Origin of the sequence: Thalassobacterium sedimentorum (genome assembly GCF_031127905.1) — a bacterium.
Taxonomy (GTDB): Bacteria; Verrucomicrobiota; Verrucomicrobiia; order Opitutales; family Coraliomargaritaceae; genus Thalassobacterium; species Thalassobacterium sedimentorum.
The window spans coordinates 112,744-137,089 of sequence record NZ_JARXIC010000011.1 but is presented as its reverse complement, the minus strand read 5'-3'; the positions used below and the strand labels follow the sequence as shown (position 1 = coordinate 137,089).

The 24,346-nt window shown below is 54.2% G+C and carries 26 protein-coding genes; 12 read left to right on the top strand and 14 right to left on the bottom strand.

Features of this window, described 5'->3' with window-relative positions:
* Positions 1-109 precede the first annotated feature (109 nt).
* Together QEH59_RS08695 and QEH59_RS08690 are read left to right on the top strand one after the other, a co-directional pair.
* Entirely contained in the window at positions 110-400 is a 291-nt protein-coding gene (locus tag QEH59_RS08695) for a hypothetical protein (protein WP_308984975.1), read from the top strand.
* Positions 401-729: 329 nt separating this feature from the next.
* A complete protein-coding gene (locus tag QEH59_RS08690; RefSeq protein WP_308984974.1) occupies positions 730-1,101 on the top strand; it encodes a hypothetical protein in 372 nt (123 codons plus the stop codon).
* A 211-nt stretch (positions 1,102-1,312) separates the two neighbouring features.
* Here QEH59_RS08690 and QEH59_RS08685 read toward each other — a convergent pair whose 3' ends face one another.
* Both QEH59_RS08685 and QEH59_RS08680 read right to left on the bottom strand, forming a co-directional pair.
* Positions 1,313-2,212: a metallophosphoesterase family protein gene (locus QEH59_RS08685; RefSeq protein ID WP_308984973.1), complete on the bottom strand. Its 900-nt coding sequence runs from the start codon at positions 2,210-2,212 to the stop codon at positions 1,313-1,315.
* 84 nt (positions 2,213-2,296) lie between these two features.
* Entirely contained in the window at positions 2,297-3,718 is a 1,422-nt protein-coding gene (locus tag QEH59_RS08680) for an NAD(P)H-binding protein (RefSeq protein ID WP_308984972.1), read from the bottom strand.
* Positions 3,719-3,866: 148 nt separating this feature from the next.
* Here QEH59_RS08680 and QEH59_RS08675 point away from each other — a divergent pair, with 148 nt between their 5' ends.
* Positions 3,867-4,634 (top strand): haloacid dehalogenase type II, encoded by a 768-nt coding sequence (locus tag QEH59_RS08675; protein ID WP_308984971.1) that lies wholly within the window; start codon positions 3,867-3,869, stop codon positions 4,632-4,634.
* Between the two features lie 105 nt (positions 4,635-4,739).
* Here QEH59_RS08675 and QEH59_RS08670 read toward each other — a convergent pair whose 3' ends face one another.
* Entirely contained in the window at positions 4,740-5,336 is a 597-nt protein-coding gene (locus QEH59_RS08670; protein WP_308984970.1) for a PEP-CTERM sorting domain-containing protein, read from the bottom strand.
* A gap of 222 nt (positions 5,337-5,558) precedes the next feature.
* On the opposite strand from QEH59_RS08670, the gene QEH59_RS08665 reads away from it, so the two are divergent.
* Entirely contained in the window at positions 5,559-5,723 is a 165-nt protein-coding gene (locus tag QEH59_RS08665; RefSeq protein ID WP_308984969.1) for an HAD family hydrolase, read from the top strand.
* Positions 5,724-5,733: 10 nt separating this feature from the next.
* Here the strand turns inward: QEH59_RS08665 and QEH59_RS08660 are convergent, their stop codons facing one another.
* The gene (locus QEH59_RS08660) at positions 5,734-8,523 is read right to left on the bottom strand and encodes a phosphoenolpyruvate carboxylase (RefSeq protein ID WP_308984968.1); all 2,790 of its coding nucleotides are present in this window, start codon (positions 8,521-8,523) and stop codon (positions 5,734-5,736) included.
* 335 nt (positions 8,524-8,858) lie between these two features.
* Here QEH59_RS08660 and QEH59_RS08655 point away from each other — a divergent pair, with 335 nt between their 5' ends.
* Genes QEH59_RS08655 through QEH59_RS08620 form a run of 8 tightly spaced genes read left to right on the top strand, consistent with a single transcriptional unit; the run spans position 8,859 to position 12,914 of the window.
* Positions 8,859-9,431: a TetR/AcrR family transcriptional regulator gene (locus QEH59_RS08655; protein WP_308951737.1), complete on the top strand. Its 573-nt coding sequence runs from the start codon at positions 8,859-8,861 to the stop codon at positions 9,429-9,431.
* 44 nt (positions 9,432-9,475) lie between these two features.
* Positions 9,476-10,018 (top strand): peroxiredoxin-like family protein, encoded by a 543-nt coding sequence (locus tag QEH59_RS08650; protein ID WP_308951738.1) that lies wholly within the window; start codon positions 9,476-9,478, stop codon positions 10,016-10,018.
* 26 nt (positions 10,019-10,044) lie between these two features.
* Entirely contained in the window at positions 10,045-10,629 is a 585-nt protein-coding gene (locus QEH59_RS08645; protein ID WP_308951739.1) for an NAD(P)H-dependent oxidoreductase, read from the top strand.
* Between the two features lie 22 nt (positions 10,630-10,651).
* Positions 10,652-11,389, top strand: coding sequence for an SDR family oxidoreductase (locus QEH59_RS08640; RefSeq protein ID WP_308951740.1), 738 nt, complete (start codon positions 10,652-10,654; stop codon positions 11,387-11,389).
* Between the two features lie 39 nt (positions 11,390-11,428).
* Entirely contained in the window at positions 11,429-12,133 is a 705-nt protein-coding gene (locus tag QEH59_RS08635) for an HAD family hydrolase (RefSeq protein ID WP_308951741.1), read from the top strand.
* Between the two features lie 25 nt (positions 12,134-12,158).
* Positions 12,159-12,497 carry a GNAT family N-acetyltransferase gene (locus tag QEH59_RS08630; RefSeq protein ID WP_308951743.1) on the top strand — a complete coding sequence of 113 codons (339 nt, stop codon included), beginning with the start codon at positions 12,159-12,161 and terminating at the stop codon, positions 12,495-12,497.
* 36 nt (positions 12,498-12,533) lie between these two features.
* Positions 12,534-12,752, top strand: coding sequence for an addiction module protein (locus QEH59_RS08625; RefSeq protein WP_308984967.1), 219 nt, complete (start codon positions 12,534-12,536; stop codon positions 12,750-12,752).
* A 15-nt stretch (positions 12,753-12,767) separates the two neighbouring features.
* Positions 12,768-12,914 carry a hypothetical protein gene (locus QEH59_RS08620; RefSeq protein ID WP_308984966.1) on the top strand — a complete coding sequence of 49 codons (147 nt, stop codon included), beginning with the start codon at positions 12,768-12,770 and terminating at the stop codon, positions 12,912-12,914.
* A 116-nt stretch (positions 12,915-13,030) separates the two neighbouring features.
* Here the strand turns inward: QEH59_RS08620 and QEH59_RS08615 are convergent, their stop codons facing one another.
* The 10 genes from QEH59_RS08615 to QEH59_RS08570 form a co-directional block, all read right to left on the bottom strand.
* Entirely contained in the window at positions 13,031-13,273 is a 243-nt protein-coding gene (locus tag QEH59_RS08615) for a hypothetical protein (protein WP_308984965.1), read from the bottom strand.
* A 946-nt stretch (positions 13,274-14,219) separates the two neighbouring features.
* Positions 14,220-15,173, bottom strand: coding sequence for a hypothetical protein (locus QEH59_RS08610; RefSeq protein WP_308984964.1), 954 nt, complete (start codon positions 15,171-15,173; stop codon positions 14,220-14,222).
* A gap of 23 nt (positions 15,174-15,196) precedes the next feature.
* Entirely contained in the window at positions 15,197-15,457 is a 261-nt protein-coding gene (locus QEH59_RS08605; protein WP_308984963.1) for a hypothetical protein, read from the bottom strand.
* A gap of 922 nt (positions 15,458-16,379) precedes the next feature.
* Entirely contained in the window at positions 16,380-17,672 is a 1,293-nt protein-coding gene (locus tag QEH59_RS08600) for a porin (RefSeq protein WP_308984962.1), read from the bottom strand.
* Between the two features lie 9 nt (positions 17,673-17,681).
* Positions 17,682-18,299, bottom strand: a complete 618-nt coding sequence (locus QEH59_RS08595) for a TorD/DmsD family molecular chaperone (protein WP_308984961.1) — start codon at positions 18,297-18,299, stop codon at positions 17,682-17,684.
* Positions 18,286-18,987 (bottom strand): 4Fe-4S dicluster domain-containing protein, encoded by a 702-nt coding sequence (locus QEH59_RS08590; protein ID WP_308984960.1) that lies wholly within the window; start codon positions 18,985-18,987, stop codon positions 18,286-18,288. The genes QEH59_RS08595 and QEH59_RS08590 overlap by 14 nt, the downstream gene beginning before the upstream one ends.
* Before the next feature lie 17 nt (positions 18,988-19,004).
* Positions 19,005-21,632 carry a molybdopterin-dependent oxidoreductase gene (locus tag QEH59_RS08585; protein ID WP_425609237.1) on the bottom strand — a complete coding sequence of 876 codons (2,628 nt, stop codon included), beginning with the start codon at positions 21,630-21,632 and terminating at the stop codon, positions 19,005-19,007.
* Positions 21,633-21,643: 11 nt separating this feature from the next.
* Complete coding sequence (nrfD, locus tag QEH59_RS08580) at positions 21,644-22,594, bottom strand: NrfD/PsrC family molybdoenzyme membrane anchor subunit (RefSeq protein WP_308984958.1); 951 nt, start codon at positions 22,592-22,594, stop codon at positions 21,644-21,646.
* Between the two features lie 69 nt (positions 22,595-22,663).
* Complete coding sequence (locus tag QEH59_RS08575; RefSeq protein ID WP_308984957.1) at positions 22,664-23,131, bottom strand: RrF2 family transcriptional regulator; 468 nt, start codon at positions 23,129-23,131, stop codon at positions 22,664-22,666.
* Between the two features lie 346 nt (positions 23,132-23,477).
* Positions 23,478-24,338, bottom strand: coding sequence for a DUF3800 domain-containing protein (locus tag QEH59_RS08570; protein WP_308984956.1), 861 nt, complete (start codon positions 24,336-24,338; stop codon positions 23,478-23,480).
* Positions 24,339-24,346: the final 8 nt, after the last annotated feature.

Below are 24,346 nucleotides of genomic sequence, written 5' to 3'. Positions count from 1 at the left end.
TCCAGACGCTGGTATCAATTCCGTTACGCGCTCCAGGCTTCGCTCTTCGAGCTACGCCCGGCAAGCCGCGCTTCACTCTATGATACAGCTCCACGATCTACAGAAATAAATGAAAGCACCTTTAGATAGTTTAAGCCATGATGAGTTGATCGTGCTTTTTGAGTGGCTGAGCGAAAATGAAGAAAAGGAACAAGTCACGATTTCAGAGATTTCAGAGCTAATCGTCCTAGATCGAATCCATGGGATTCTCGAAAAAGAATTAGCAGAGTCATTCGATAGCGATTGGGGTGACATCCTCGGAGGAGCAAAATTCAGGATAAAAAAGGAATTTGAAGATAAGATGGGGACTGAAACTTGGCTCCATGAACTGTCGAAAAAACACAACCAGCAGACCAAATGAAGCATAGATCCAGTCGTGGTGATCAACTCCGTTCGCGCCTCACTTCGTGAGCACGCTCTACTATATACAGAAAAAAGAACCCAGATCTTTAACCGCTTATCACCACTTATGGAACGCTTATCCAGCACGATGTGTTCAAATGAATTTGATCTCAATATAAGCGTGTGATTAGCGGTTCCCAGCTTCCGTCTTCATTTGATTACGCCGTGACAAGTTGCTGGACTCAGAGCCATCCGAAATGAAATCCAATACAATGAAAAGTGAAGCACTCGCCGGTTCGACTATTTCTGGCAGGACTAAAAGTATATCCAGATGAGCTACAAAATAAAATGAAGAAAGCATCTACCATATTAAGTATCGCAGTATTCATAGTTTCCCTAACCGGCCTAAGTGCTGTCGAAATTGGAGAAACAAAAGCATCAGTTCTGTGTGAGCTTGGTCAGCCAGCGTCTTACATTCAGTCTTCATCGAAAGAAATCCTGAATTACGAAATGAAGATCATACACATAGCTGACGGACTTGTTGAGAAGATCAGCCAACGCCCGGTTCAAGTCGTTAAAAGAGAAATCAAAGAAGAGGAGCGTTCAGGCACACCAGAAGCTCCCGAACTGCACACCAAGCGCTATGTTGCATCGCCCTATAGTGGAATCGTGGTTGTCCCTCAGGGAATCAAACTTCATCCGTTAGACACGGCCAGGTAGGTCTAGGCGGGCTAAAAAAGGGGACATGTCATAACCTTTGTGGTCTGTCTTTGGATTGGGGGACACTCGTGACGCCTTTTAAAAGTGTAAGAATGCGTGGACTGTTGCTCTTCTGCACTATCCTGTTTTCATTCCAGCCATTAGCTGATCTCCGCCTCCGCGGTTCCGCCAATCAACGGGTTCTAGAGCTGCGTCTAGCGGCGGCCGTGAGTTAGTTGATTTCTGGCAACTGAAAGCTGTAAGCGTGTCGTGCCAGCGGCGTTTCAGAACCGACTGCATAGGTGTCGACCTTTACATTTCGATCTGCTTCGACTGTAATTGTACGAAACATGGGCGTGTGCTTGGATGTATCGGGGATTTTGGTACGCTCCAGCGCGGGGATGTGCAAATAGTGAATGTTGCCGATTTGCTTTGAATGGTCGACGCGATCCATGTCCATATGTAAGTCGCCTGAAATGATAGCAACGAGGTTTTTCTGTGCCAGTACTTGGGCGAAGCCTGGGTGTTTGACGCCTTTGTCCGCATTTTCCGGATACACGCCGGCTTGTGCGGCGTGGGCGAATAAAAAGACAGGCTTGTCTTGCAACTGCTTGAGTTGTTCGACGATCCAGAGGATGCCTGCATCGTCGAAGTCACGGCCTATGTCGGCTGACGCGAAGATTAGAGCCAGTGCATCGTATTCGAGTACGTATTTTGTTTTGATTAGGTCCGTCTTACCCTCGTTCCATTTGGTGAGGTATTCGAGATAGCGCTCAACGGTGCTGCCGTGCTCCTCATTACCCATAATGGTATAAAATGGTAGCGTTAATTGAGTCAGTGTTTGAGTGGCGGCTTCATACTGAATACGTGTGCCCTTGTGAGGAATGTCTCCAATACCAGCGACAAAACTAAATTTGTGACTCTCGGCCATGGCGTTGACCTGTTCGACCGCCGCCTGCGTATGTGGGAATTCGGCCAATGGCTTGGGCTCGCCGTCTCCTAATATAGCAAAGGACAGAATCGGCTCCTGCTTTGAATGCCCATGGAGGGAGAGCGTAGAGAGTCCGATGAGGAGGGAGATGGCAAAGCGCTTCGCAAGTCTGCCTGTATTTGTGTTACTGAAGGGGCGCATGATTTAACCAGCAAGACGTAATGATGGTCTAGAGCAAGTCGAGAGCGGCTGGTGTTGTTTCAATTGCGTTAAATTGTCCCAAGGTCACTTTGTTTTGCTCGCCAGAAAGCGCCCAAAGGCATGCATGACACGTAGGTGCATGCGCGCCTGTGTATTGGCATATAGCCACCAAGGCAGCGTTGGGGCGTAACCGTGAATCGATGCCATGACACATTCGCAGGGCTGGATGATGCGAAATTCTAAGCGCCCGGGTGGGTCGACTTGTTTGGCGAGGCGGCCTCCGCTAATGTAAAAGGCACAGCGATCTTGTGCTTTACTATAGGGCGTTGGTGTCAGCTCCAGTAAGCAGATGCCGAGTCCTCGGATTACAAAACGCAGTCTGCCATCGGTCTGAGTTTCCACTCTCAACAGGCCGCGAAAACGCTGAGTCAGCCATTGCCCATAGGTGTCGATCACCATTGCTGCTGTCCAATCCATCGGCCGGGGCATACGTTGGATGGAACGCACTCGCCGAGCTCGCTTGATCGTGTGCTTATCGGCGAGCTGGGTATGGCTGCGTGGGTTAGGCAAGGGGCGCTGGTTGGCGTCGACTGCATTGGCAAAGGATGTTTCGAAACTGACGAGGGAGCCTTGCAGAGCGTCCAACAGGCGATTCGCGCGGGCTTGTAAATTGTGGCGTAAGCTTTCCTGCAAAGGACCGACCAAGGAGGGGGCGACCCCGCTAAACAAAGCCACCCAATGCTTCGAGAGCTTAAAGCAGTTCCAAGGCACATCGACCGTCTTGACCGAGCGGCCCAGTAAGTCGCCGGTTTTGAGTATCAGGTCACGGTAAGTCATCGGCTCATGGCCACCGAGATCATAAATCCCTCCCTGCAAAGACGCGTCCTCTAGGCACAGTCGAAAAGCCTGACATACATTCAGGATGTCGATCGACTGTGTCATCGAGCTGGCCCATGCGGGCAATACCATAAATGGCAAGCGCCTCACCAGGTTGATGATCATTGAAAAAGACGAGCCTCCCGCGCCAAAAATGACACCTGCCCGCAGGACGGTCACTGCCACTGAGCGAGAACGCAGCACCAGTTCAACCTCACGCCGACTGCGCAGGTGTGGCGACACGGTGGCCTCGCTCTGCTCCGGGAGCAGACCGCTCAAATAGATGACATGCTTTACCCCCGCGCGCTCGGCCGCACGAATAAAATTATCAGCTAGCAGCAGGTCCGTATCTTCGAAATTCCCTTGCATCAGTCGACTTGATGGTGCCATCGAATGCACTAAGTAGAATGCATAGTCACAGCCGCAAAGGGCATCCGTTACCTGGGGTAACGAGTAGAGGTCGCATTGCCGCCACTCCGTATTCGCCTCGCCTCCATGGCGCTCCACTATGTTAGGACTACGAGTCAGTGCCCGAAAGCGGTAATCGTCCGTCAGTTGCTGACGTAAATGCGAGCCGACAAAACCACTGGCACCCGCTAGTGCAATCAGTCCTTGTTTTGTATCGGCCATATCCAATTAAGCTAGCGCATGCTCGACATGTTTGCAAGTCGAGCTCTGGGAGCTCCTTAAAATACACAGGCTATTTTACGGCGGGGGAGTTTGGCTCTTTTATTTTAAATGGAATATGTTCTGCCGCTCATGTCCCTAATGCTGTGATATGAAATTTATACGACCATTCAAACAGACACTCGCCGTCCTTCTTCTCCTTGTCGCAGCTTTGCCAGTTGTGGCACATGGCCAATCCGCGCCTGCTCGACCGAAGGTGATCTTCTTCGACGTTAATGAAACCCTGCTGGATTTGGAGTCCATGCGGGCATCGGTGGGGCAAGCGCTCAATGGGCAGAACGAGCTTTTGCCGCTTTGGTTCTCGACTATGCTGCATTACTCGCTGGTGGATACAGCTACGCAGCGGTATCATAATTTTGGAGACATCGGTGTCGCTGCTCTCATGATGGTGGCTCACAATAATGGTATCGAATTGACTGAAGTTGCGGCTCGCGAGGCGATCGTGACACCGCTTCGTAGTCTGCCACCTCATCCTGATGTAAAGGCAGGGCTGCAAGCACTCAAAGACCAGGGTTTTCGTCTTATCAGCTTCACCAACTCCTCGAACAAGGGCGTGCAAACTCAGTTTGAAAACGCAGGCTTGATGGAGTTTTTTGAAGCACGCTACAGCATCGAAGATATTCAAATCTACAAGCCAGCACTTGCATCTTATGAGTGGGCACTGAAGCAGGCCGGAGTCGAAGCGGACGAGGCCATGATGGTGGCTGCGCATGGTTGGGACATTGCGGGCGTTAAAGCCGCTGGCATGACTGGTGTGTTTGTGACCCGTCCCGGGAAGAGTACGTATCCGCTCGCGATTCCGGCTGATAAAGAAGTGGGCAGCATTACCGAGCTGGCTGCATGGCTTGAAAGCTTGTAGTTCAACTGGCTCAGCCTGTCTCTTTAGGCCACTGGCGATGGTGTTGACCAGGTTGGGACGGCGCTCCTCGATCGGTGCCGCGAAGGGATGTTGCTCGACTATTTTTTAGCGACGGCGACGTATCATACTGACGCCTAGCAGAGCCAGCCCCATCAGTAGCCCGCTGCTTGCGGGTTCAGGCACCGCAGCGAAACTGTCAAATTCGAAGGCGCCCGGGCCGTTGACTAGACGGATGCGCGCAAACCATTGATTCGCAGCGCCGAAGTCAGAGTTTGCCAAGGCAGCCACGTCTACCGTCTGAGAGGAGGTGCTGCTGGTGTCTGCGATCACCTGTCGTTCACCTTGGAAATTGTTATCTTCGTAGAATAGTATGTTTACATTGTAGGAGCCCGAGTTAGTCGCTCCAATTGCATCGGGAGTCAGTATAAACTCGCCCTCAGTTGTCAGATTGAAAAAACCTGTTTGAGACTCACGCCAGTCGACAAATGTATCCGCAGCTGTCGTGTCCCGTTCAATTAGCACAGTGCCGTCGCCGCTGTTGTCATCCAGCGTGGTGATGGAGCTACCTGTGTTGTTTACGATCAAATTGCTGAGATCGTTTAAGTTATCAATAAAGTTGGCTTGTGTGAGTGTGGTGAGTGTGGGGAGGGCCAACGCACTCAGAAGGGCAGGTGTTGCTAGCAGAGAGCGGAAAGGGCGCATAGTAAAATCCGAGGTTTGCAGATGAAATTAGGGCGAATACTAAGTTAATAATTACGGCATTTAGCTATATAGTCAAATCCTGAATCTTCTGACCGTAATGTAGAGCATGCTATCAGCTCGTTCATTGAAATGAGGTTTCCTTAGGTAGGAGGCCGCCCATGTCCCGCACTTGCGTCTTATGAGTGGGCACTGAAGCAGGCCGGAGTCGAAGCGGAGGAAGCCATGATGGTGGCTGCACACGGTTGGGACATTGCGGGCGTTAAAGCCGTTGGCATGACTGGTGTGTTTGTGACCCGTCCGGGCAAGAGCACGTATCCGCTCGCGATTCCGGCTGACAAAGAAGTGGGCAGCATTACCGAACTGGCTGCATGGCTTGAAAGCTTGTAGTTCAACTGGCTCAGCCTGTCATCTTCAGGCCACTGGCGATGGCGTTGACTGTCAGCAGTAGGCGATTGAGCATGCTTTCGTCGGCTTTATCACTGCCGTTGGCGCGCCATTGCTTGATCAGCTCGATCTGGTAGAAGTGGAGCCCCTCGAGCGCTTTGTTGCGACGCTGAGTGGTGTTGACCAGGTTGGGACGGCGCTCCTCGATCGGTGCCACGAAGAGATGTTGCAGGTGTTTGTGCGCCAGCTGCATGTCGTGGTTGATGGGATCGATGAAGCGGTTGCGCAGTGCATCGTCCTCGACCAGCTCGGAGAAGGCGGTCATCACCTTGTGGTCGACGCTGATCAGGCTGGCTTCGACATTGGTGAATACGTAGCGCAGGAAGGCATTACTGTGGATGCCGTCCTTGAGTTGTTGGTAGGCATCGGCATCGCTTTCGCAGAGTTTGTCCAGGGCGCTGCCCACGCCATACCAGCCGGGCAGGAAGTAGCGGCTGAGCGACCAGCTGAAGACCCAGGGGATGGCGCGCAGGTCATCCAGCGAGTGCGCGCCTGTGCGGCGCGAAGGGCGCGAGCCGATCCGGCTGACTTCGAGCACGTCGATTGGTGTGGCCTGGCGGTAGAAGCTCATGAAGTCCTTGCCATGCAGCAGCGCTTGATAGGTTTCGGCGCTGTAGTCGGAGAGGCTTTGTAGTGTGGCGGCGGTGTCCTCGTCGTACTTGGTCTGTTTGTGTGGCTGGGAAAAGAGCAGGGTGCCTGCTGCCAGCAGCTCCAAATTGTATGTGGCGGTGCGCAGATTGGCAAACTTCTGGGCGATGACTTCGCCCTGTTCTGTGGTGCGCAGGTCGTAGGAGAGGGCGGCTTCGGGCAGGGCTTCGAGGAAGCGGTCCGTTGGCCCCGCGCCGCGGCTGATGGTGCCCCCGCGGCCGTGGAAGAAGCGGATGCGGAAGCCGTGCTGCTGGCCCATCGCGACGATCTTTTCCTGTCCTTTGTGCAGGGCCCACTGGCTGGCGAGGATGCCTTTGTCCTTGTTACTGTCGCTGTAGCCGATCATCACTTGCTGGACCAGATCCTTGCGTTGGCGGTTGTCCGATATCCAGCGCTGGGAGTGGCGGGTGATGGGGAGCTGTAAAAAGGCATCCAGAATTTCGGGGCCGTTTTCTAGATCTTGCACGGTTTCCAAGAGTGGGACGACTGGTAGCGGACAGATGATATTGGCATCGGCATCCTGCTGCAGCAGTCCTGCTTCGCGGGCGAGGAAATACACCGCCATGAGGTCGGAGACCGTGCGGGTCATGCTCACAATCAGCGCGCCCAATGCGGGAGTGCCGTAGCGCTTTACGTGGCGGGCCACTACGGTGAGTGCGCCGATTGCTTTTTGTGCGTCTTCGCCCAGCTTGGCATTGTGGCGTAGACGGCGATCGGTACGGCTTAATTGTGATTTTAGGAAGTCGACGCGCTTGGCCTCATCCCATTGGTCATAGTCGGTTTCCGGGAAGTTCAGGCATTCCAGCACTTGGCTGACGGCGCGCTCGTGCACTTCGCTGTTTTGACGGATATCCAAGCTGGCGAGATGGAAACCGAAGGTGCGCAGCTGATTGATGGCAGGATCGATATCTTCCTCGACGATGGAACGGGCATTTACGCGTAGCAGGCTGCGACGTAACAACTCCAGATCTTCGTTTAATTCGCTGGAGCGTTTGTAGCTAATAAAGTGATCCGTTGACAGGTGGTCGACCTCGGAGTCGACACCTTCGGTGACCGGAATGCGGGCGATCATCAGGCTGACGAATTGGCGCCAAGGCTCATTTTCGTTGCGCGCGCACATGGCCGCCGCACGGTTGCCGAGGATTTCCCATTGCTTGGCGATGCCATCCAACAACTCTTCCGGCGGTGATTGTAGGCTGGAGGACAGGCTCAGCTTGGCGCGGAGCTCAATCAATGCCTTTTTGTGAAGCTTCAGTGCCTTGATGCGATAGGAGAGCAGCGACTCTTCTGTCACTTCCGGTGTCACGAAGGGGTGACCATCGCGGTCGCCTCCGACCCAGCAGCCGAAGTTGATGTGGGGGCGGCGTTTTTCCAGTGATGCCGGGTCAAAGCCGAGGCTTTCCCAGGCGTGGATCAGGTTGCGGTCCAGCGTCTGGATGGCAGTCGGAAAGATGGAGGTCAGGTAGTGTTCGATGCCCTGGCGCTCCATTTCGATGCTGGGCTTGGTCAGATAAATTTCTCCCGTCCTCCACAGACGATCGAGGATGGTGCGGATGCTGCGGCGGATGTCTTCGATCTCGCTAGGCGTCCACATGGAGTTTTCGCGCATCACAAGTTTCAAGTAGAGCTCGCGGTGCAGTTCCAGCACGGTGATCCGCTTCGGTTCGGTGGGGTGTGCGGTCAGCACAGGCTCCACGTGTACTTCATGCAGCGCATCGGCGATCTGCTCTTCGGAGAGGCCTTGTTCCTTCAGTTCTTTGAGGTGGCTGCCCCACAGGCCGCGCCATTGGTGCAAATCCCCCTCCTGTTCGTGGATACGGCGAATTTGGTTGGCGGTATTTTCCTCCACCATGCTGAGGAGCTGGAAGGCGATCGAATAGGCCTGCACCATGCGACTGGTAAATTGCTCTTGTTGGGCGAGCTTGCTGCCGGTCCAGGGCAGATAGTCCGTCATGTCGGCGTAGCCGGATTCCTTCATCACCTGTTGGAGTTCGCCCATCAGGTAGTTGACGTCGGCGTCTATTTTTTCAAATCCGCGGTTCTGAGTGGTGGCCTGAGCCGCTGTGGGTGCCGGTGTGGTGCTTTTTTGAGTCAAAATTGGTATCGGTTGGTATGAGTTTATGCAGTCGAATTGTCTGATAAGCAGCAAGAATGCCTGATATAAGCAATGGCCGATACTGATCAATCTAAAAGATCAATTGGAGGCGAGGGCGGGTGTGATTGAAAGTGCGGGGACACGTAGCTGGGGTCTGAAGAACCCCGCTACGAAGAGAGCCCGATCTCCCCGCACTTTTAATCACACCCGGAGAGGGCGGCAACGAAAGCCGACTTTGATAGAATTTAGTCGATCTTTTGAGTGATTGCCTTGAGGGGCGATTGAAAATTCACTTGACAAACCTACTAGAAGGTAGAACGTTCATTGCCATTCCAATGAATCCCTCAGATACCAAGACTGCTCTTTTGGACAGCGCGCAGGATCTAATCCAGCGCGTCGGCGTCAATGCGATGAGTTATAACGATCTGAGTGTGGCGGTGGGCATTCGTAAGGCCAGCATACACTACCACTTCCCGAAGAAGGAGGATTTGATCCGGGCCCTGTTGCTTCGCTGCGGCGAGGATTACGCGGCCCATTATCGCGCAGTGGCTCGTTCCAATCAGACGGTGATGGAAAAGCTGCAGGCGATCGCCGATATCTTCGAATCCTCGTTGAAGAACGGTAAAATCTGCTTGGTGGGCATGTTAAGCGTGGAGTCGACCACGTTGCCGGAGTCGGTGCAGACTACGCTGGAGTCGACAGTGAATGGCTGTGTCGGGGTGATTGAGAGTATTTTCATCCAAGGAGTTTCAGAGGGCAGCTTTTCCGATAGCATGCAGACTGCCGAAGCGGCGCACGCGTATCACGACTGTCTGCTGGGAGCCCAGATCATGGCCCGCTGTCTGCAAAATGTCGGGCACTTCTCGGCGCATGTCCGCACCTACTTGAAAATGTTGGCCCGCGCTTGATTTTTTTGAAAACAATACCTACCTACTGGTAGGGCTATAAAATTATGAAAAACCACCCATGCTACACCAATAAACTGCTCTCTGGAGAGCCCCTCCCGGCTCTCACGCTGCCCAAGTTGGGCGGTGGCACGCTGACGCTTGGAGAGCGCGAGAATAGTCAGAACTGGCAACTGGTCTTTGTTTACCGCGGTCTGCATTGCCCGCTCTGTAAGAAGTATCTGCAGAAGCTGGAGTCGCTCAAAGAAGGCTTCACGCGAGTCGGCGCAGAGTTGGTCGCTATTTCCGGCGACCCTGAATCCAAGGCGCAGGCCATGGTTGAAGAGACGGGCCTGACGATCCCCGTGGCTTACGACTTGACTGTGGCACAGATGCAAAGCCTGGGCCTTTACATTTCTGACCCGCGTTCCGCGCAGGAAACCGATCGCCCTTTTGCCGAGCCGGCTCTGTTCGCGGTCAACGAGGCGGGGAAGCTGCACTTGATAGATATCTCCAACACGCCCTTTAACCGCTCCGACCTGGACGAACTGCTGGATACAGTGGAGTGGGTCCGGGCCAATGACTATCCCATCCGAGGCACACATGCCTAAACCGAATTTCAACAGAAGGATTATCTATGAAAAAATTACTCCTGATCAACGGGCACGAGCCGTATCCTTTCTCGGAAGGTAAACTGAATGCAGCTTTGTTGGACAAAGCACGTGCCTTCGCCGAAGCCAGAGACTACGAAGTGCAACAAACCTCCGTATCGGAGGGCTACGATGTGGATGTCGAAGTGGGGAAGCACCAGTGGGCGGATCTGATTCTACTGCAGTTTCCGATTAACTGGATGACTGTCCCCTGGTCATTGAAAAAATACATGGACGAGGTCTACACGGCAGGCATGGACGGCCGTCTTTGCAACGGCGATGGGCGCACTCGAAAAGATCCTACCATACAGTATGGGCAAGGGGGCACGCTGCAGGGCAGGCAATACATGCTCTCCGTGACGTTCAATGCCCCTGAAGCATCCTTCAACGACGCCGAGCAGTATCTGTTTCAAGGGCATTCGGTCGATGACCTGCTCCTGCCGGTGCACATGAACTTCCGGTTCTTCGGCATGGAGGCATTGGAGAGCTTTGCCTGCTACGATGTGATGAAGAACCCGAATGTGGACAGCGACTTCAAGCGTTTCGAAGAACACCTTTCCAACCAGCTGTAACCAGAAACTGAATACAAAAATTATGAGTCAGATCGAAAATAAAGTAATCGTCATCACCGGTGCCTCCAGCGGCATCGGTGAAGAAACCGCCAAATTACTCGCTGCCAAGGGGGCCAAGCTGGTGCTCGCCGCCAGACGGGAAGAACGCCTGCACGCTTTGGTTTCCGAGATCCAATCGAAAGGAGGCGAGGCTGTCGCCAAGGCGACGGATGTGAGCCGCCGTGAAGATCTGGAGGCCTTGATTGCCTTTGCCGCAGAGTCCTTCGGGCCGGTCGATGTTCTGCTCAACAATGCGGGGATCATGCCGGTCGCGCCGATGGAGATGGTCCGCGTGGACGACTGGGACCGCATGATCGATGTCAACATGAAGGGGCTCCTCTACGGTGTGGCCGCGGTCTTGCCTGGCATGAAAGAGCGGGGGAGTGGGCACATTATCAACGTCGCTTCGGTCGCGGGACATAAAGTGCTGCCCAATTTTACAGTCTATTGTGCGACCAAGCATGCAGTGCGTGCGATCTCCGAAGGGCTTCGCATGGAGAATCCCGACCTGCGGGTTACCACCATCTCACCCGGTCTGATCAAGACCGAGCTGGAAGATTCCACCCCGGACGCCGAACTGCGCGAAGGAGTGAAGGATTTTTACAGTCAGCACGCCATCCCGCCGTCATCCATCTCCGAGGCCATCGCCTACGCGATCGAACAACCGGATTATGTCGACGTGAATGAACTGGTCATTCGCCCGACTACGCAAGAACTGTAACGGGACACTCGATTCGATCGCACACCCATCTATAGGCATATGAACGAAGTCCGCTATTTATTCTTTGATGTCGGAGGCACCGTCTTTGATTGGAAGTCTACTGCGAAGCGGACGATTGAAGACGCCGCGAGTCAGCTCAATGAAGCAGTGGACAGCGAGGCTTTTGCCTCTGATTGGCGCAGGACCATGTTTGATTTAGTGGGCGAGGTGCGCCGGGGGAACCGTCACTGGCTGACGGCTGATCAAATGCACGAGTTGGCACTCGAATCGATGACCGGGCGCTTTCCTGTGCTGCGTCGTCTGGATTTGGCTGCACTCACGAGGATGACTTGGCACCAGCTCGACGTGTTTGAAGGGGCGGCTGACATGGTTGCCCGCCTGCGCACGCGTTACACTGTGCTAGTGCTCACCATACTCAATTATCAGAGTATCATCGAGAGCTCCAAGCGCGGCGGCGTAATCTGGGATGGGATCTTTTCCTGTGAATTATTGGGGCATTACAAACCCTCGCTGCAGTCCTATCGCAAAGCGCTTCGGCTCATGGGGGTATCGCCCGGCGACGCCTGTATGGTGGCTGCGCATAAGGGAGATCTCGCCGCAGCGTCACAGGTAGGAATGCGCACCGCCTACGTCAGTGCCCCGATCGCGGATCATGTCGGTTCCGGCTTCGGAGATTCCGAGGGAGTGACTTTTGATATTGAGGTCGACTCCTATGAGGCCCTCTGTCAGTCCTTTGAAGTCTAGAGGTCACCACGAAGCGATCAATCCCATGAACTTACGTGAAGCAACGGAAGCCGACTTTGACAGGATTTGGCCGATCTTTCGAGACATTGCCCGGAGAGGCGATACATATGCCTACGACCCCGGCATTGAGATGGACGAAGCCAGGCGGCTTTGGTTGGACCTGCCCCGCATTGCTTCGATCGAAGGGCGTGGTTTCGCGGTGTTGTCCGGGCATCCTCAATGCTTTGTGATTTGGGGTAATGAATGGGCTTTCGATGGTCGTTCTCGGTGTCCAGCTCTTTCAAAGACAAGCACAAAGGTAATGGCTGACTTCATCGTAGATAGCGAACTCAATGACTCTATTTTGAAGCCAAAGGGAGCTTGAAGAAATAGTGAATAATCATATCTTCCCCCATCAGATATGACAACCATACTCAAAGAGATCGTAGGAGAGCTTAGTGGTCTGTCTGCCGAAAAGCAGCAAGTGGCCGCGTCCGTTATCCATGCTTTGTGGGTCGAAGAACAGGCTGTCGATGGGATCCATCCGGATTGGGAAGCTGAACTCGATCGTCGTAATGCGCAGATTGAAAGCGGCGAGGTCGAACTCGTGAGCGAGTCTTCAATGGATGCTTTTGAGTAACGTGACCCTCTGGTGATGCGTGTCTTTTATAAAGGTGAGCGTCGCATGCCATTGAAGCGGTTTAGGACCTTTGCTCTGGTTTACGAAGTGCTCGAAGATGAAATCCGTATTAAAGCAGTCGCCGATCTTCGTCGTAAGCCTTATTTCTGGTCAGATCGTTGAGCGTTTTTCGCTCCTGCTGTCCCAAGAAGAGGCCACAAAGGTAATGACGGAGCGTCAGCGTAGATGGCGGAGCAACTGACCCTATTTTGAATTCCCGATTTTAAAGCCTATAGCTTTCAGTGCTCGCCTACGAATCGAACCGGTTTGCTGCCCTTGAAGAACTTGGACGCCTCGCTTGCCCAACGAACATAGCGTGCCCGGCCTTCGGGCGTTGGCTCGACAATACGTGGGCTGCGCATCGCATCGGGTTCCGTCCAGGCGGGGGACTCTAACAAAGCTTTCCGGTCTGTTTCAGTTAGTCGTGCCATACCGTGTCTTGAGTTGATCGTGACCTCTTGAATGACTTTTGCGAAGTCCATGGCGATGAAACTTGATTCTTGGGGCGCGAGGTCGAGGCGAATTAGAACAAGGCGGTTTTCTGTAAGTGCCTGTTTCTGTTTGTGCCCGTTTTGATGCTTTGACGTATATCGAAATATACGGACGAAACGAAGTGTAGATGGCGGAGCAATGACGCGTTTTGGCGTTCCGGAATGACCCGTTTTGGCGTTCTATTCCGGAATGACCCGTTTCTGCGCCCTATTTTTGCATTAGCGATTTTCTGCAGTCCCAGCAGCGATCACAAATGTAATGACGGAGCGTCAGCGTAGGTGGCGAAGCAACTGACCCCGTTTTTAAATCCCTTTCAATATGAATAGCCAGAGCGCGTTTAGTGCTCAGATGCTTAGTTTAGGAATTCTACGGACAGTATTTTGTGGATTCTCTTCAAAATCATCAGTAATGTTAAAATGAAATTGGTCGTGAGATAGATAGCTGCCGCGTTTGTCGTTATAACAATTCTGTATTCACTGGTGTAGCATAGTAGCAATACAACAATTGTAGCGATGCTTATTATAACCGCGTACGATAGGTTGAAATACGTTTCTTCAAGAAGATTTAGCTTTTCTTTGAGTCGTTTGATTTGCGATTCTGAGGCGCACGCATCTGTTTCTGATTCAGCAGCCCTTCCGTTGGCACTTTCATACTCGGATCGAACTTTCGATATTATTCCAATTAATAGGACTAGTAGGTTTAAGAGTAAGCCAGAAAAGATTGAGAAGATCGCAATTAAAGCATTTGTAACATCTGAACTGAAAGTCGTTTTCCAAAAAAAGAACACGGCAGCCGTAATTGCGGGAATAACAAAAAACAATATGACATCTGTTGTCATTATTTTTTTGTTCTGCGCATTACGTAGGGTACAGAAATGCCCTTTGAGTATGTCCCAGATGTTTATTTTGGTAACCATGTTGCGCGCGTGGGTTGCGCTTATATGCAGAGGCTGGGCTTTAGTTTATTGCAATAGGATTTGGCAAGGCCATGGATCGAATTGTAGGATGGATGGCCACTAGCTTTCTTATCAACTTCTTCGGTGATGTCTAGTGATGGGTGAAGGCAGTCAAGCTTGCCTAGGTTTACTTTCCTTTTTGCGCCACCTAGATCCATTGTCACAATGACTTCGTCGTAGTCGATTTTTGTCTGGTCTACGATTTCCGAGAAATCCGCGATGTAACTAGCGCTATTTAAGCTCTTTATCTTACGGGCTATTTTGAGGCGTAAGTCTTTTATGTCCTCTTTGGCGGATATTGTATAATCTACTTTCGTGCCTGAACTTGGTAGAAATTTTGAGCCAATTGCATCGGAAAGGTCAGTAGGTAAATAGTTTTTTCTTAGAGTGATTTTGAGTAAGTTGTTCTCGTTGAATAGCTGCTTTGCATAATTTTGTGGGACTAGTGGATAAATACTGAAGGAGTAGTCTGGAAATTCTTTTTCGAATATGGCGTTAATCCAACGTCTAAAGACAGATGTTATCCCAAATGTTCCAAATCGCTGTAAGATTAGGATTCCAGATTGTTGATTCTTAGGCACATAGGCCAAATAATAGAAAGGCACGACCTCAGCTTCTTTGACCGTTTTTGTATGCGTTTTCTCTTTTTTTACGGTATCATAAATATCAGCTTCGTATCCGTAGTCACCTGATGAAATTATTCCTGAAATCAATTCAGACTTAATCATCAGCTCTTGTTTGGTAAAGCTCAGCACCTTACTCATTTCTACAATGTCAGTAAAAGTCGTGTCGGCTACGTCTGTATATGTGCTTAAAGCATCAAAGAAATCGTTACCTCCGAAGTTGGTAAGATCTACAAATTCGCCTTTTTTGCCGTTTTTCGTTTCTCTGATATGAATGCCATATGCTGACAGGCTGATTTTTTTCTGCGCCATAAGTTTGAGTTAGATGTGCAGTCTTATCTGCCTAGTTCTTGGCCTAAATGCCTTCCAAATATACCTGTAAGGCGTGTTTCCCATCCACCATTACCATAGTCGAAGGCGTATCTTTGGATTCGTTCTAAGTCGTTATCATCGAGCTCAATATGCATATTTTGTGTGTTAAACTGTAATTGTAGCTTGATTAGTAAGCCTTGCCAGCCTCCATCCCCTCCAGTGTCAATTGGCTGGATAAATAGTAAGTCGCGCTCGCTCTCGTTTAGTTTGTAACGTTTTATCAAGTTCCCCATGCAGTTGTGTATGAAGTACGTCGGACAAGTAGAAGTCAAGAGTAGCGACAGCAATCGGCGGTTTGTTTATAGAGCTGTCAGTTTGTTAATTGTATCGGGAGCTATTGTGATATGATTATGAGGGCACAAAAAGGGGACGTTCCGTTATTCTTATAATCGTGAAATCCTGGATGCTGCCTAAAACTGCGGCAGCGACCTTCTAGGAACCAAAAACGGGTCATTGCTACGTCATCTACACTTCGTTTCGTCCGTATATTGCGATATAGGATCTTGGAGCCGCGATATGTCTGTGTTGTTCGAACGCAAACGCAAACGCAAACGCGTATAGGCTACGTATCGACATAGATCTCATTCGAAGCCAGACAGGAGTTGGTCCGGCAAGTTGGTCGGGCATGAGGCGTTGCGTTTACCTTCCGAGGTTTTATAAGTGCCTGTTCCTTCGTTTTGTGCCCTTGCCCGCTACGAAAACAGCTGAATCGCGGAAATGTTGTAGGTCGGCACGCCCGCTTCGCTCAATTGTTGGATTTCTGTATCTTTGCTCACGACAAGGTTCAGTAGCAGAGGTTTGTCTAGTATCTCTGAAAGGTCTTTAAAATGTCTGGCTTTGTGCCGAGTGGTGTGATCGGTGCATTTTGCACTCGATCGCGATATAAGCTTTTTCGTGCCCCTGTCAGCGCGATCATGCGACCACGGTCTTTCTTCTTTAAGTCGAGTAGCTTATTTTAACATTGGCGTAAATTATAAACCGTTAATTTACATTAATTTGCGTCAATATGGACTGTCGCCAAATTGGCGAATTAATATTGGAATTAATAAAATACCTCTGATTTATTAAGCGTATAAGCAACAGTGGTTTATGCCGTTCTAATTAACGAAAATTCACGTAATTAACGGTTCGATTCATTTTTTTAGGTTAAAAATAAGTGCGGAAGGTGAAGAGCCAGGTGAGGGTTTCGAAGTCGCCGCTGGGGGTGTCCATGGTTTGGTATTCGACGCCGGCCTGGATTTTGGCTTGGTGGCCGAGTAGGAGATAGTTGAGGCCGGTGTAGATGGAGTGATGCTCGTCGCCTCGGCCGCTGTTGACGTCGGCCAGGGGGGTGCTGCCGGTGCCGGCGGCGCGGCCGTAGCGGCTGTTGATGCGGATGCCTTCGGACTCTTCGGCGCGGGCGTATTGGTATTGGGCGACGGCTTGTAATTTGTCTTTGACGATCCAGCGGTAGGGGGTGAGCACGATGCCGCCGAAGCTGCCTTGGCGCTCGCTGTCGGTGGTCATGTCGGAGCCTCCGTTGTCGCCGTAGATGAGGTCGCCGGCGATGCCCCAGATGTCGGCGTCGTAGGTGGCGTGGAGTGAGCTGGCCCAGCGGTAACTGAGCACGGAGTCTTCGCTGCTGGCGTCGGCGTTGTTATAGCTGAGGTCGAGGCCGATTTTGAGTTGTGGGTCGATTTGCTTGGCGAGGTGAGCGTAGTAGAGTAGATCGTCTTGCCAGCCGTTGAACTCGGCGTTGTCGTCGCCATCGGTGCTGCTGCTGTAGAGGGCGGCTTGGAAGCTCCAGTCGCCTGCTGCGCCATCGACTTTGAGGCCGGTGGGGCGACCGCTGTCGTAGACTTTGTTGGAGAGAGCGGCGCGCTCGATGGTGGGCATTTTGTTGGAGGAGAGGTGGCCTTCTTGGCTGAAGACGAATTTCTGGCGTCCGTAGTGCAGCTTGAGGCGGTCGAAGCGCTGGCTGTCGAGTGCTTTGGCGAGGTCGAAGCTGAGGTAGGCTTCGTCGATGCTGTCGTAGCCCCAGTCGAGATCGCCGCCGCTGGCGGTATTGCGGGCGTCGCTGACGAGGTTGATCTGGTATTTGAAGCCGAAGTATTGCAGGAATTTGCCTTGGGTGCCGATGCGGACGCGGCGGTATTCGTCGTGGCCTTCGCTGAAGTCGTCGTTGTTGGTGTCGCTGCCGTCGACGTAGCCGAGCTCGTAGTGGACGCGGCCCATGAGCTTGAGTTCCTGTAGTAATGGGTTTTCCGGGTTTTTGTATAGGCTGCCCGGATTGTCGGCGAGCCAGGCGAACCAGTTGCTGGATTTTTGTTGAGTGGTGCCCGTGGCGGTGGCTTGGCTGCTGTTGGCCGCTTGTGTGCCGGGCAGTCCGGCGGCGACGGTGAGCGCTGCGATGATCAGGGTGGAGGCGCTGGGGAGGCGGAGAGATCGTGTCTTTTTCATAACAGTGATTTAGCGGATGCTTTGGAGCCATTGTTGCAGGAAGGCTGCGGCGGCTCGGTGATAGGCTGAAGTGTCGGCGTCGAGTATGGATTTAGCGCATTGGGGGGCCCAGCGCAGGAAGTGGTTTTGCAGAAAGTCGTCGATGCGGGCTTCCCATTGCTCGCTGTCGCCAGCCTTGTTTTGCCGGCTTTGACTGAGCTGATAGCCGAGGTAGTAGAGGAACTCGCACTCGAGGCAGAGGTGGTCGGGGGCGTCGCAGTGACGGTCGGCCGGGGGCACGAGGCCGGCGGTGGCGTAGGCTTCGGCCACCCACATGCTGGTCTCGCCCATGAGGCGCTTGGCGGGGTCGAGGTAGTGGGAGGCGTAGGGGCTGGCCTGGATCTGGAAGGGGCCGAGGAAGAGTTTGCTGTAGGCGAGTAGTGTGGCCTCGGGGCTGTTGAGCGCGCTTTGCCAAGCGGTCAGCCATGTGTCGCGGGCGGGCGCGAGCTGGGGCTGGGTGCTGAGGTCGAGGGCGCGCAGTAGCTCCGGGTCTTCGGGGCTGAAGTCCTTGGGCGAGGCGAAGCCGCGCGCGAGCAGCAGTGCGATGTTGCTCGAAGTGTCGGACCAGGCCTGGTTAGTGGTATTCATTGATGTAGAGGACATTGGGCTGAGTGCCTTTTTCGGGCTGGAGCACTTTGGGTGCGTGCTTGGTGAGGAGTTTGGCGACTGGGCTCTGGGGGTCGTTGCGGTCGCCGAAGATGCGGGCGTCGGCGGGGCAGGCTCCGACGCAGGCGGGCATTTCGCCGCGGGCGAGGCGGTGGTCGCAGAAGGTGCATTTCTCGACGATGCCTTGCGGGCGGATGCCGGGATAGGTCTGGGCGCGGCCGGCGTTGTAGGTGCCGATGGGGGCGCCGACTTTTTCGGCGACTTCGACGCCGGTGGAGGTGCAGCCGGCGATGGCGGGCTGGGTATCGTGGCGCAGGCGTTTGTGCGGTAGCTTTTTGTTGAAGTAGATGACACCGTAGGGGCAAGCGGTCTGGCAGGCGCGGCAACCGATGCACTTGTTGGCGTCGTGCTTGGTGAGCCCGTTCGCATCCTTGTGCATGGCGGTGGTGGGGCAGTTTTTGACGCAGGGCGCGTTGGTGCAGTGGTTGCAGAGCGTGGGGATGTAGCGGAAGCTGGTGTTGGGGAAGCGGCCTTTGGTCTCTATGATGTGGTTGGACCAGGCGAAGCCTTCGGGCGTGTTGTTTTCACGCTTGCAGGAGATGTCGCAGGCGGTGCAACCGACGCAGCGGTCGAGGTCGATGACCATGGAGTATTGTTTTTTTCGCGGCATGGCTAGGGTTCTCCGGGTTAGGCGATTTTGGTGACTTGCACGCGGGTGGTGCCGCCGTGGCGGGCGGTGGATCCGCTGAGGCGTTCGTATTCGGCGGGCAGTAGTTCGTTGTTGTTGCCGCCGAGGGGCTGGTGGTGCTTGAAGTCGGCGGCGGCGACGCGGCCGTAGGCCCAGTGGCCCTGACCGTAGCACTTGGCCACGGTGCCGGGGCGCACGCCCTCCCAGAGTTTGAGGTGGACGGTGATCGCGCCGCTGGGCGAGGTGACGCGCACGCTGTCTTTGTTTTTAAGGCCGAGGCGGGCGGCATCGACGGGGTTCATCTTGAGCACATCGTCCCAGTTTTCGTCACCGGGGTCGGCGTTTTTATGCTCCTGATACCAGGTGCAATTGGCCGAGCGGCCCTCGCGGTTGAGGCGGCTGCGGTGTTCGAAAAAGATGAAGGGGAATTGCTCGGCGTCGCCGTGGCGTAGCGCGGGCTCGAAGTGTGGATAGAAGGCTTGTTCGCCGCGGGCGAGGTAGTTGGTGGCGGCCATGACGGCGTCTACGTTGGTGCCGTTTTTCTCGGCGTGGCCTTCGAGTGCCTTTTTCAGGGTTTCGCTGTAGAATTCGAATTTGCCGGTGGCGGTCTTGAAATGGCCCCATTTTTCCTGGGTCTGGTAGCGCTTGGAGTTCCAGACGCCTTTTTCTGCAAACTCGTCCCAACCTTGGAGGGCGTCGCCGTATTTGCCGTGGTCGGCGTGGCTTGAATCCCAGCAGGGGCGGGTGAGCATTTTGACCGCGGCGAGGGCAAATTCGGAGCCGTTGCTGGGCTTTTTGCCCGTTTCGGGGTCGGCAAACTCGTTTTTGTAGTAGCGGTGGAGGTTATCAAAGCCGCGCTCGGCGAGGGCCTCTGCCAGCATCCAGGGGATTTCGGTCTCGTCTTGGCGCACGTCCCAGATGGGCTTGACGGCGGGCTCGGTCAGGCTGCTGTAGCCGTGGAGGTTCTGCTTGTTTTTCAAGAAGCTCCACTTCTCTGCGATCTGGTGGGCGGCGGGCAGCACGATATCGGCGAACTGGGTGGTTTCGGAGGCGTTGGTGGTGATGTGGGCGAAGAAGGGGATCTTGGTCAGTGCGCGCTCCCAGCGGTCGCTGCCAGAGCAGGAAAAGGCGAAATTCGACCAGCAGGCGATGGCGACTTTGATATCGTAGGGGTCTTCGTTGAGAATGGCGTCGGCGGTGTTGTTGGTGACGACGCCACCTCCGCTTTTACCGCTCTTGAGTGCGGGGAATTCGAGGCGACCGCGTTGGTCGATCTTCTTTTGCTTGCCGTTTTTGGCGGCGAGTTCGTCGATGTAGTCGCTGAAGTCGGGGATGTCCTCGGCCACGACCTTGGTCTTTTGCAGGGTGCCGCCGAGGTGGTCGACTGAGCCGACCAGGCCGTTGAGCGCGTGGGCGGCCATGGCGCTATAGCCGCCGCGTGCTTGCATGGCAGCGCCGGGAGAGAGCCAGCTGATGGCGCGCGGTGCGGCGGTGGCAAACTCGATGGCCACCTTGCGGATCTGCTCGGCGGGCAGGCCGGTGCGCTCGGAGGCCCACTCGGGGGTGCGGTCTTTGAGTTCGAGGTTCCACCATTTCACTACGCCGTGGGTGTGGACTTCGTTGAAGAGGGTCTCATCGACGCTTTCGCCGGGGGTGAAGCGGTTTTGTTGATCCTTGAAATCGCCGACAAATTCCCGGCTCCAGAGACCTGAGCTGAGAATGACGTGTGCGATCGCGACGGCCAGGGCGCCATCTTCACCGGGGATGATGGGTAACCAGTGGTCGGCCTTGGCGGCGGTGGCGGAGAGCCGTGGGTCGATGACTGCGATGCCGGCTTGCTCGCGCACTTTGCTCCATACGTTGATGGCGTGCGGCACCTGGCGGTTGGAGGCCAGCGGGTCCGCGCCCCAACAGAGCACGTAGCGGGTGTTTTCCAAATCGTAGTCGCGGTAGTCCCAAAAGCCCTCGGTGTAGTAGGGGCCAAATTTCTCGGCTTCGGCGCAGATGGCGGAGTGGCTGATGCCATTGGGCGAGCCGAAGACCTTGGGCATGGCGGAGTAGATGATGTCGCGCAGATAGCTGTAGCGACCGCGCATGAAGAGGTATTTGTGGGTCTCGTCGTTGGCGCGCAGCTCCATCATTTTGTCGGCGATGGTGCCGATCGCTTCGTCCCAGGAAATCGGCACAAAGCCCGGGTCTTCGCCGCGGCCCTTTTTCGGGTTGGTGCGCTTCATCGGCATCTTGATGCGGTCCGGGTCGTACATCTGCTGGATGGCGAGGTGCGGACGCGGGCAGATTTTGCCGTGGTTGGCCTTACTGTGTGGGTTGCCGCGCACGTCGACGACGTGGTTGCCGATTACGCGCAATTGCACTGGGCACCAGGACGTGCAGCCCTGACAGGTGGAGGCGATCCAGCGTCCGGCATTGGCGCGCAGGCTTTCGATACTCGCGCCGGTGGTGGCCGCTTGGGCGAAATTGCGCAATAGGGGCGTGCCTGCAAAGCTTGCCAGCACGGTGCCAGCGCCGAGTGTTTTCAAGAAGCTGCGGCGACTGTAGCCATGGGGCCCTGTTTGGGCTGTGGCGTCTGGGGCAGCTGAGCTGGGAGGGGTGTCAGTGTTTGAAATCATGGCAACGCTGATTAGAAGGTGAGGTTGACTGGCACGGGGGATTGCCCGCCGAGAATGAGGGCGAGGCGGAAGAAGAAGGCGCCCACCACGATGAGTAGACTACTCACTGTGATGCTGTAGATCTGGGTGCGGCGGTGCTTGGACTCGCCGCGCAGCATGCTGTATAAGCCAAAGGCGATCGGCAGTATTAGCCCCAGCCCGATGCCGAGCCCCCAGAACATCGGTCCGTGGGATTCGTTGGCAGCCCTGAGCGCTTGCTGATCCTGCAAGCTGCCGGTGTAGAGGCTCAGCCACCAAAAGAAGAGCACGCCGAGCTGCGCCGCCAGCAGACCGCCAAGTGTGTTGCGCACGGCCTTGAGGTCGTCCAAAAAGCTGGCGACATGCGCCTCATCGTCGAGACGGCCGGCAAGTTTCATGAGTGCGAAGTGCACCAGCATCACCGTAGCGATCCCGCTGGTGGCAAAGGCGAGCAAGGCCGCAATGACGGTGGGCCCTGTATTCCAAAGCGGATGTGAGCCGAGCACCGCCAGTAAGAGCCCGTGGTAAGCGCCGACGATAAAGGTCAGCGGAATTAAGATCCGGCCCAGTAAACGGCGCAGGCCGATGTGTTGCGCATCCTTCCACCACAGCCAGGAGTAGACCAGTCCGCCGCCCACCAGCATGGGCTGGAAGATGCCGCCCCACCAGAGGGGCGAAGTGAGGTTGACGTTCAAATAGGTGTGGTAGGCGCTGAAGGGCCGGCCCATCTTTAACATGATCAGCAGCAGCCCCAGTCCGATCAGGATCGGAGACAACCACGCAGCCGTGCGACAGATGCGCTGGTATTTACCCTCGAAAAATTCGTCGAGCGAAATGCTGAACAGCAGCGCGCCGACTCCGGCGCCGCCCAGGAAGAGGTCCATGGCGACTTTCCAGTCCCAAATCGGGCCGTGTTGAATATTGTAAACAATTTCCGAATGCATGGGGGTGTCCTTGGTTATTGAATTTAAGCGGAGTTTTTGGGGGAGGCTGCGCCAGCTTGGGGCGGCAACTCAAGACGGTGGGGGCGACGCTTTGCCAGTTGGCGCGCACTTGCAGCTACCGAGCGTGCCGCGCTTGCGTTCGAACTCGATACAGCTGGCCAGCGTGATGTGGCGCAGCTTTTCCGCGATCGCCTGACGCTCGACTTTCCAGAATTCGTGGGTGGGGCAGGCGCGCTCGTCGCTGCAAAATTCTTGTCCCAGCAAGCAGCCCCGATTCCAGTCCTTGCCGTCGATTGCCTCCACGATGGCTAGCAATGTGATGTCCTTGGGGGCGCAAGCCAGCCGTGTGCCTCCGGCCCAGCCGCGCTTCGAAGTCAGGATCCCCGCATCGACCAGTTTTTTGAAGACTTTGGTCAAATAGGCGGGCGGCACCTGCGCGCATTCCGCGACTTCGCGTACAAAGTGGGCTTCCCCGTCTTCTGAGAGACAGGCCATCGCTTTAACTGCATATCCGACACCTTGAGAAAGCCCAAACATGGGCCCCATACTTTATAAATAGATATTAGTGTCAATTAATAAATAGATGCCAGTGTCGATTAAGTGTCTGTTGTGTGAAATTTATGAAAAATAACTAGAATTGTGAGCTCAGTGTGCCTGGCTGTGCTCTAAAACAAGGCCAGTTGCTGATCTTCCTCGCTGGTGTCGCTGCCGGACTTTTCCTTTCGCATGCGCTTGCGCAGGAGGTTGTGGGAAGAGTCGTCGGCTTCGAGGTATCTGCGGCTGGATTTTAGAAACTATTTCGATTGCTATCTCTGAAGGGGGTGTTTCTTTAACTTGATAAATGGATTGGGAGTTCCCGGTCGGCGTATGGGTTTCGGTGAGTTCACCGAGGCCCTTCGCTTTTTACGGGGGGCACGATCTTTAGACCCCAGCCGTCATAGCCTTTACCCACTTTCGGGCGACCGCCTTCGCAGTAAAATTTCTCAGTGAGTGCATCAAAGGCACGGTTGGGCTGGTCGGAGCGTAATACATGTAAGCCGACGGGGCGCGCGACAAGATCGGCCAACTGCAGGCCGGAAGACATTGCCTTTTTGTCCGAGAATAAAATTTCAAAGGGTAGTTGAATGCCGAGGGGGTTCTGCCCGTCGCAGATCCTGCGAAATTCTAACTCGAGTTCTTTATCTTCCTTCTTGCCGCGCTGCTCGACTACGATGTGTGTCAGCTTGTTGTGTTCATCCTTTTCGACTAAGAAATCGTAAAGACTGAGCACGCAGTGCATCAAGGCGATGTGGTAGAGGTTATCAGGATTATCAGTTGTTTTGCTCAGTCGGAGCTTCTCGATTACACAGCTTGCGAGGATGAAGTTACTGTCTTCGACAATTTTGGTGAGATCGTTGAGAAAGTCTTTTTTGGCTGCGCGGTTCGGGAATATGGTGAAGGCTCCTTTCTCTTTACGTATTTCATGCTCGTGGAGCACGATTTGGTCGTGGCCGAAATACTTGAATTTCAAAGCTTCGAGCGCAGGGACGACCTTTTCACCATAGTGCCCCTTGTGAAAAATGCAGAATGCGAGGACAAAGATCGGATAATCCTTATCGATCGACACCATTCCATGGTCACCACTTTCATCGACATAGACGATATATTTGCCGAAGCTGCGGCGTTGGTTCATTGGCTCTTTGTTCGCGGATTGAGACGCCTCCTCGACGGAGTGGTTGAAGAGTGGCAGGTCGTCTTGTTCCATAGTGCGAT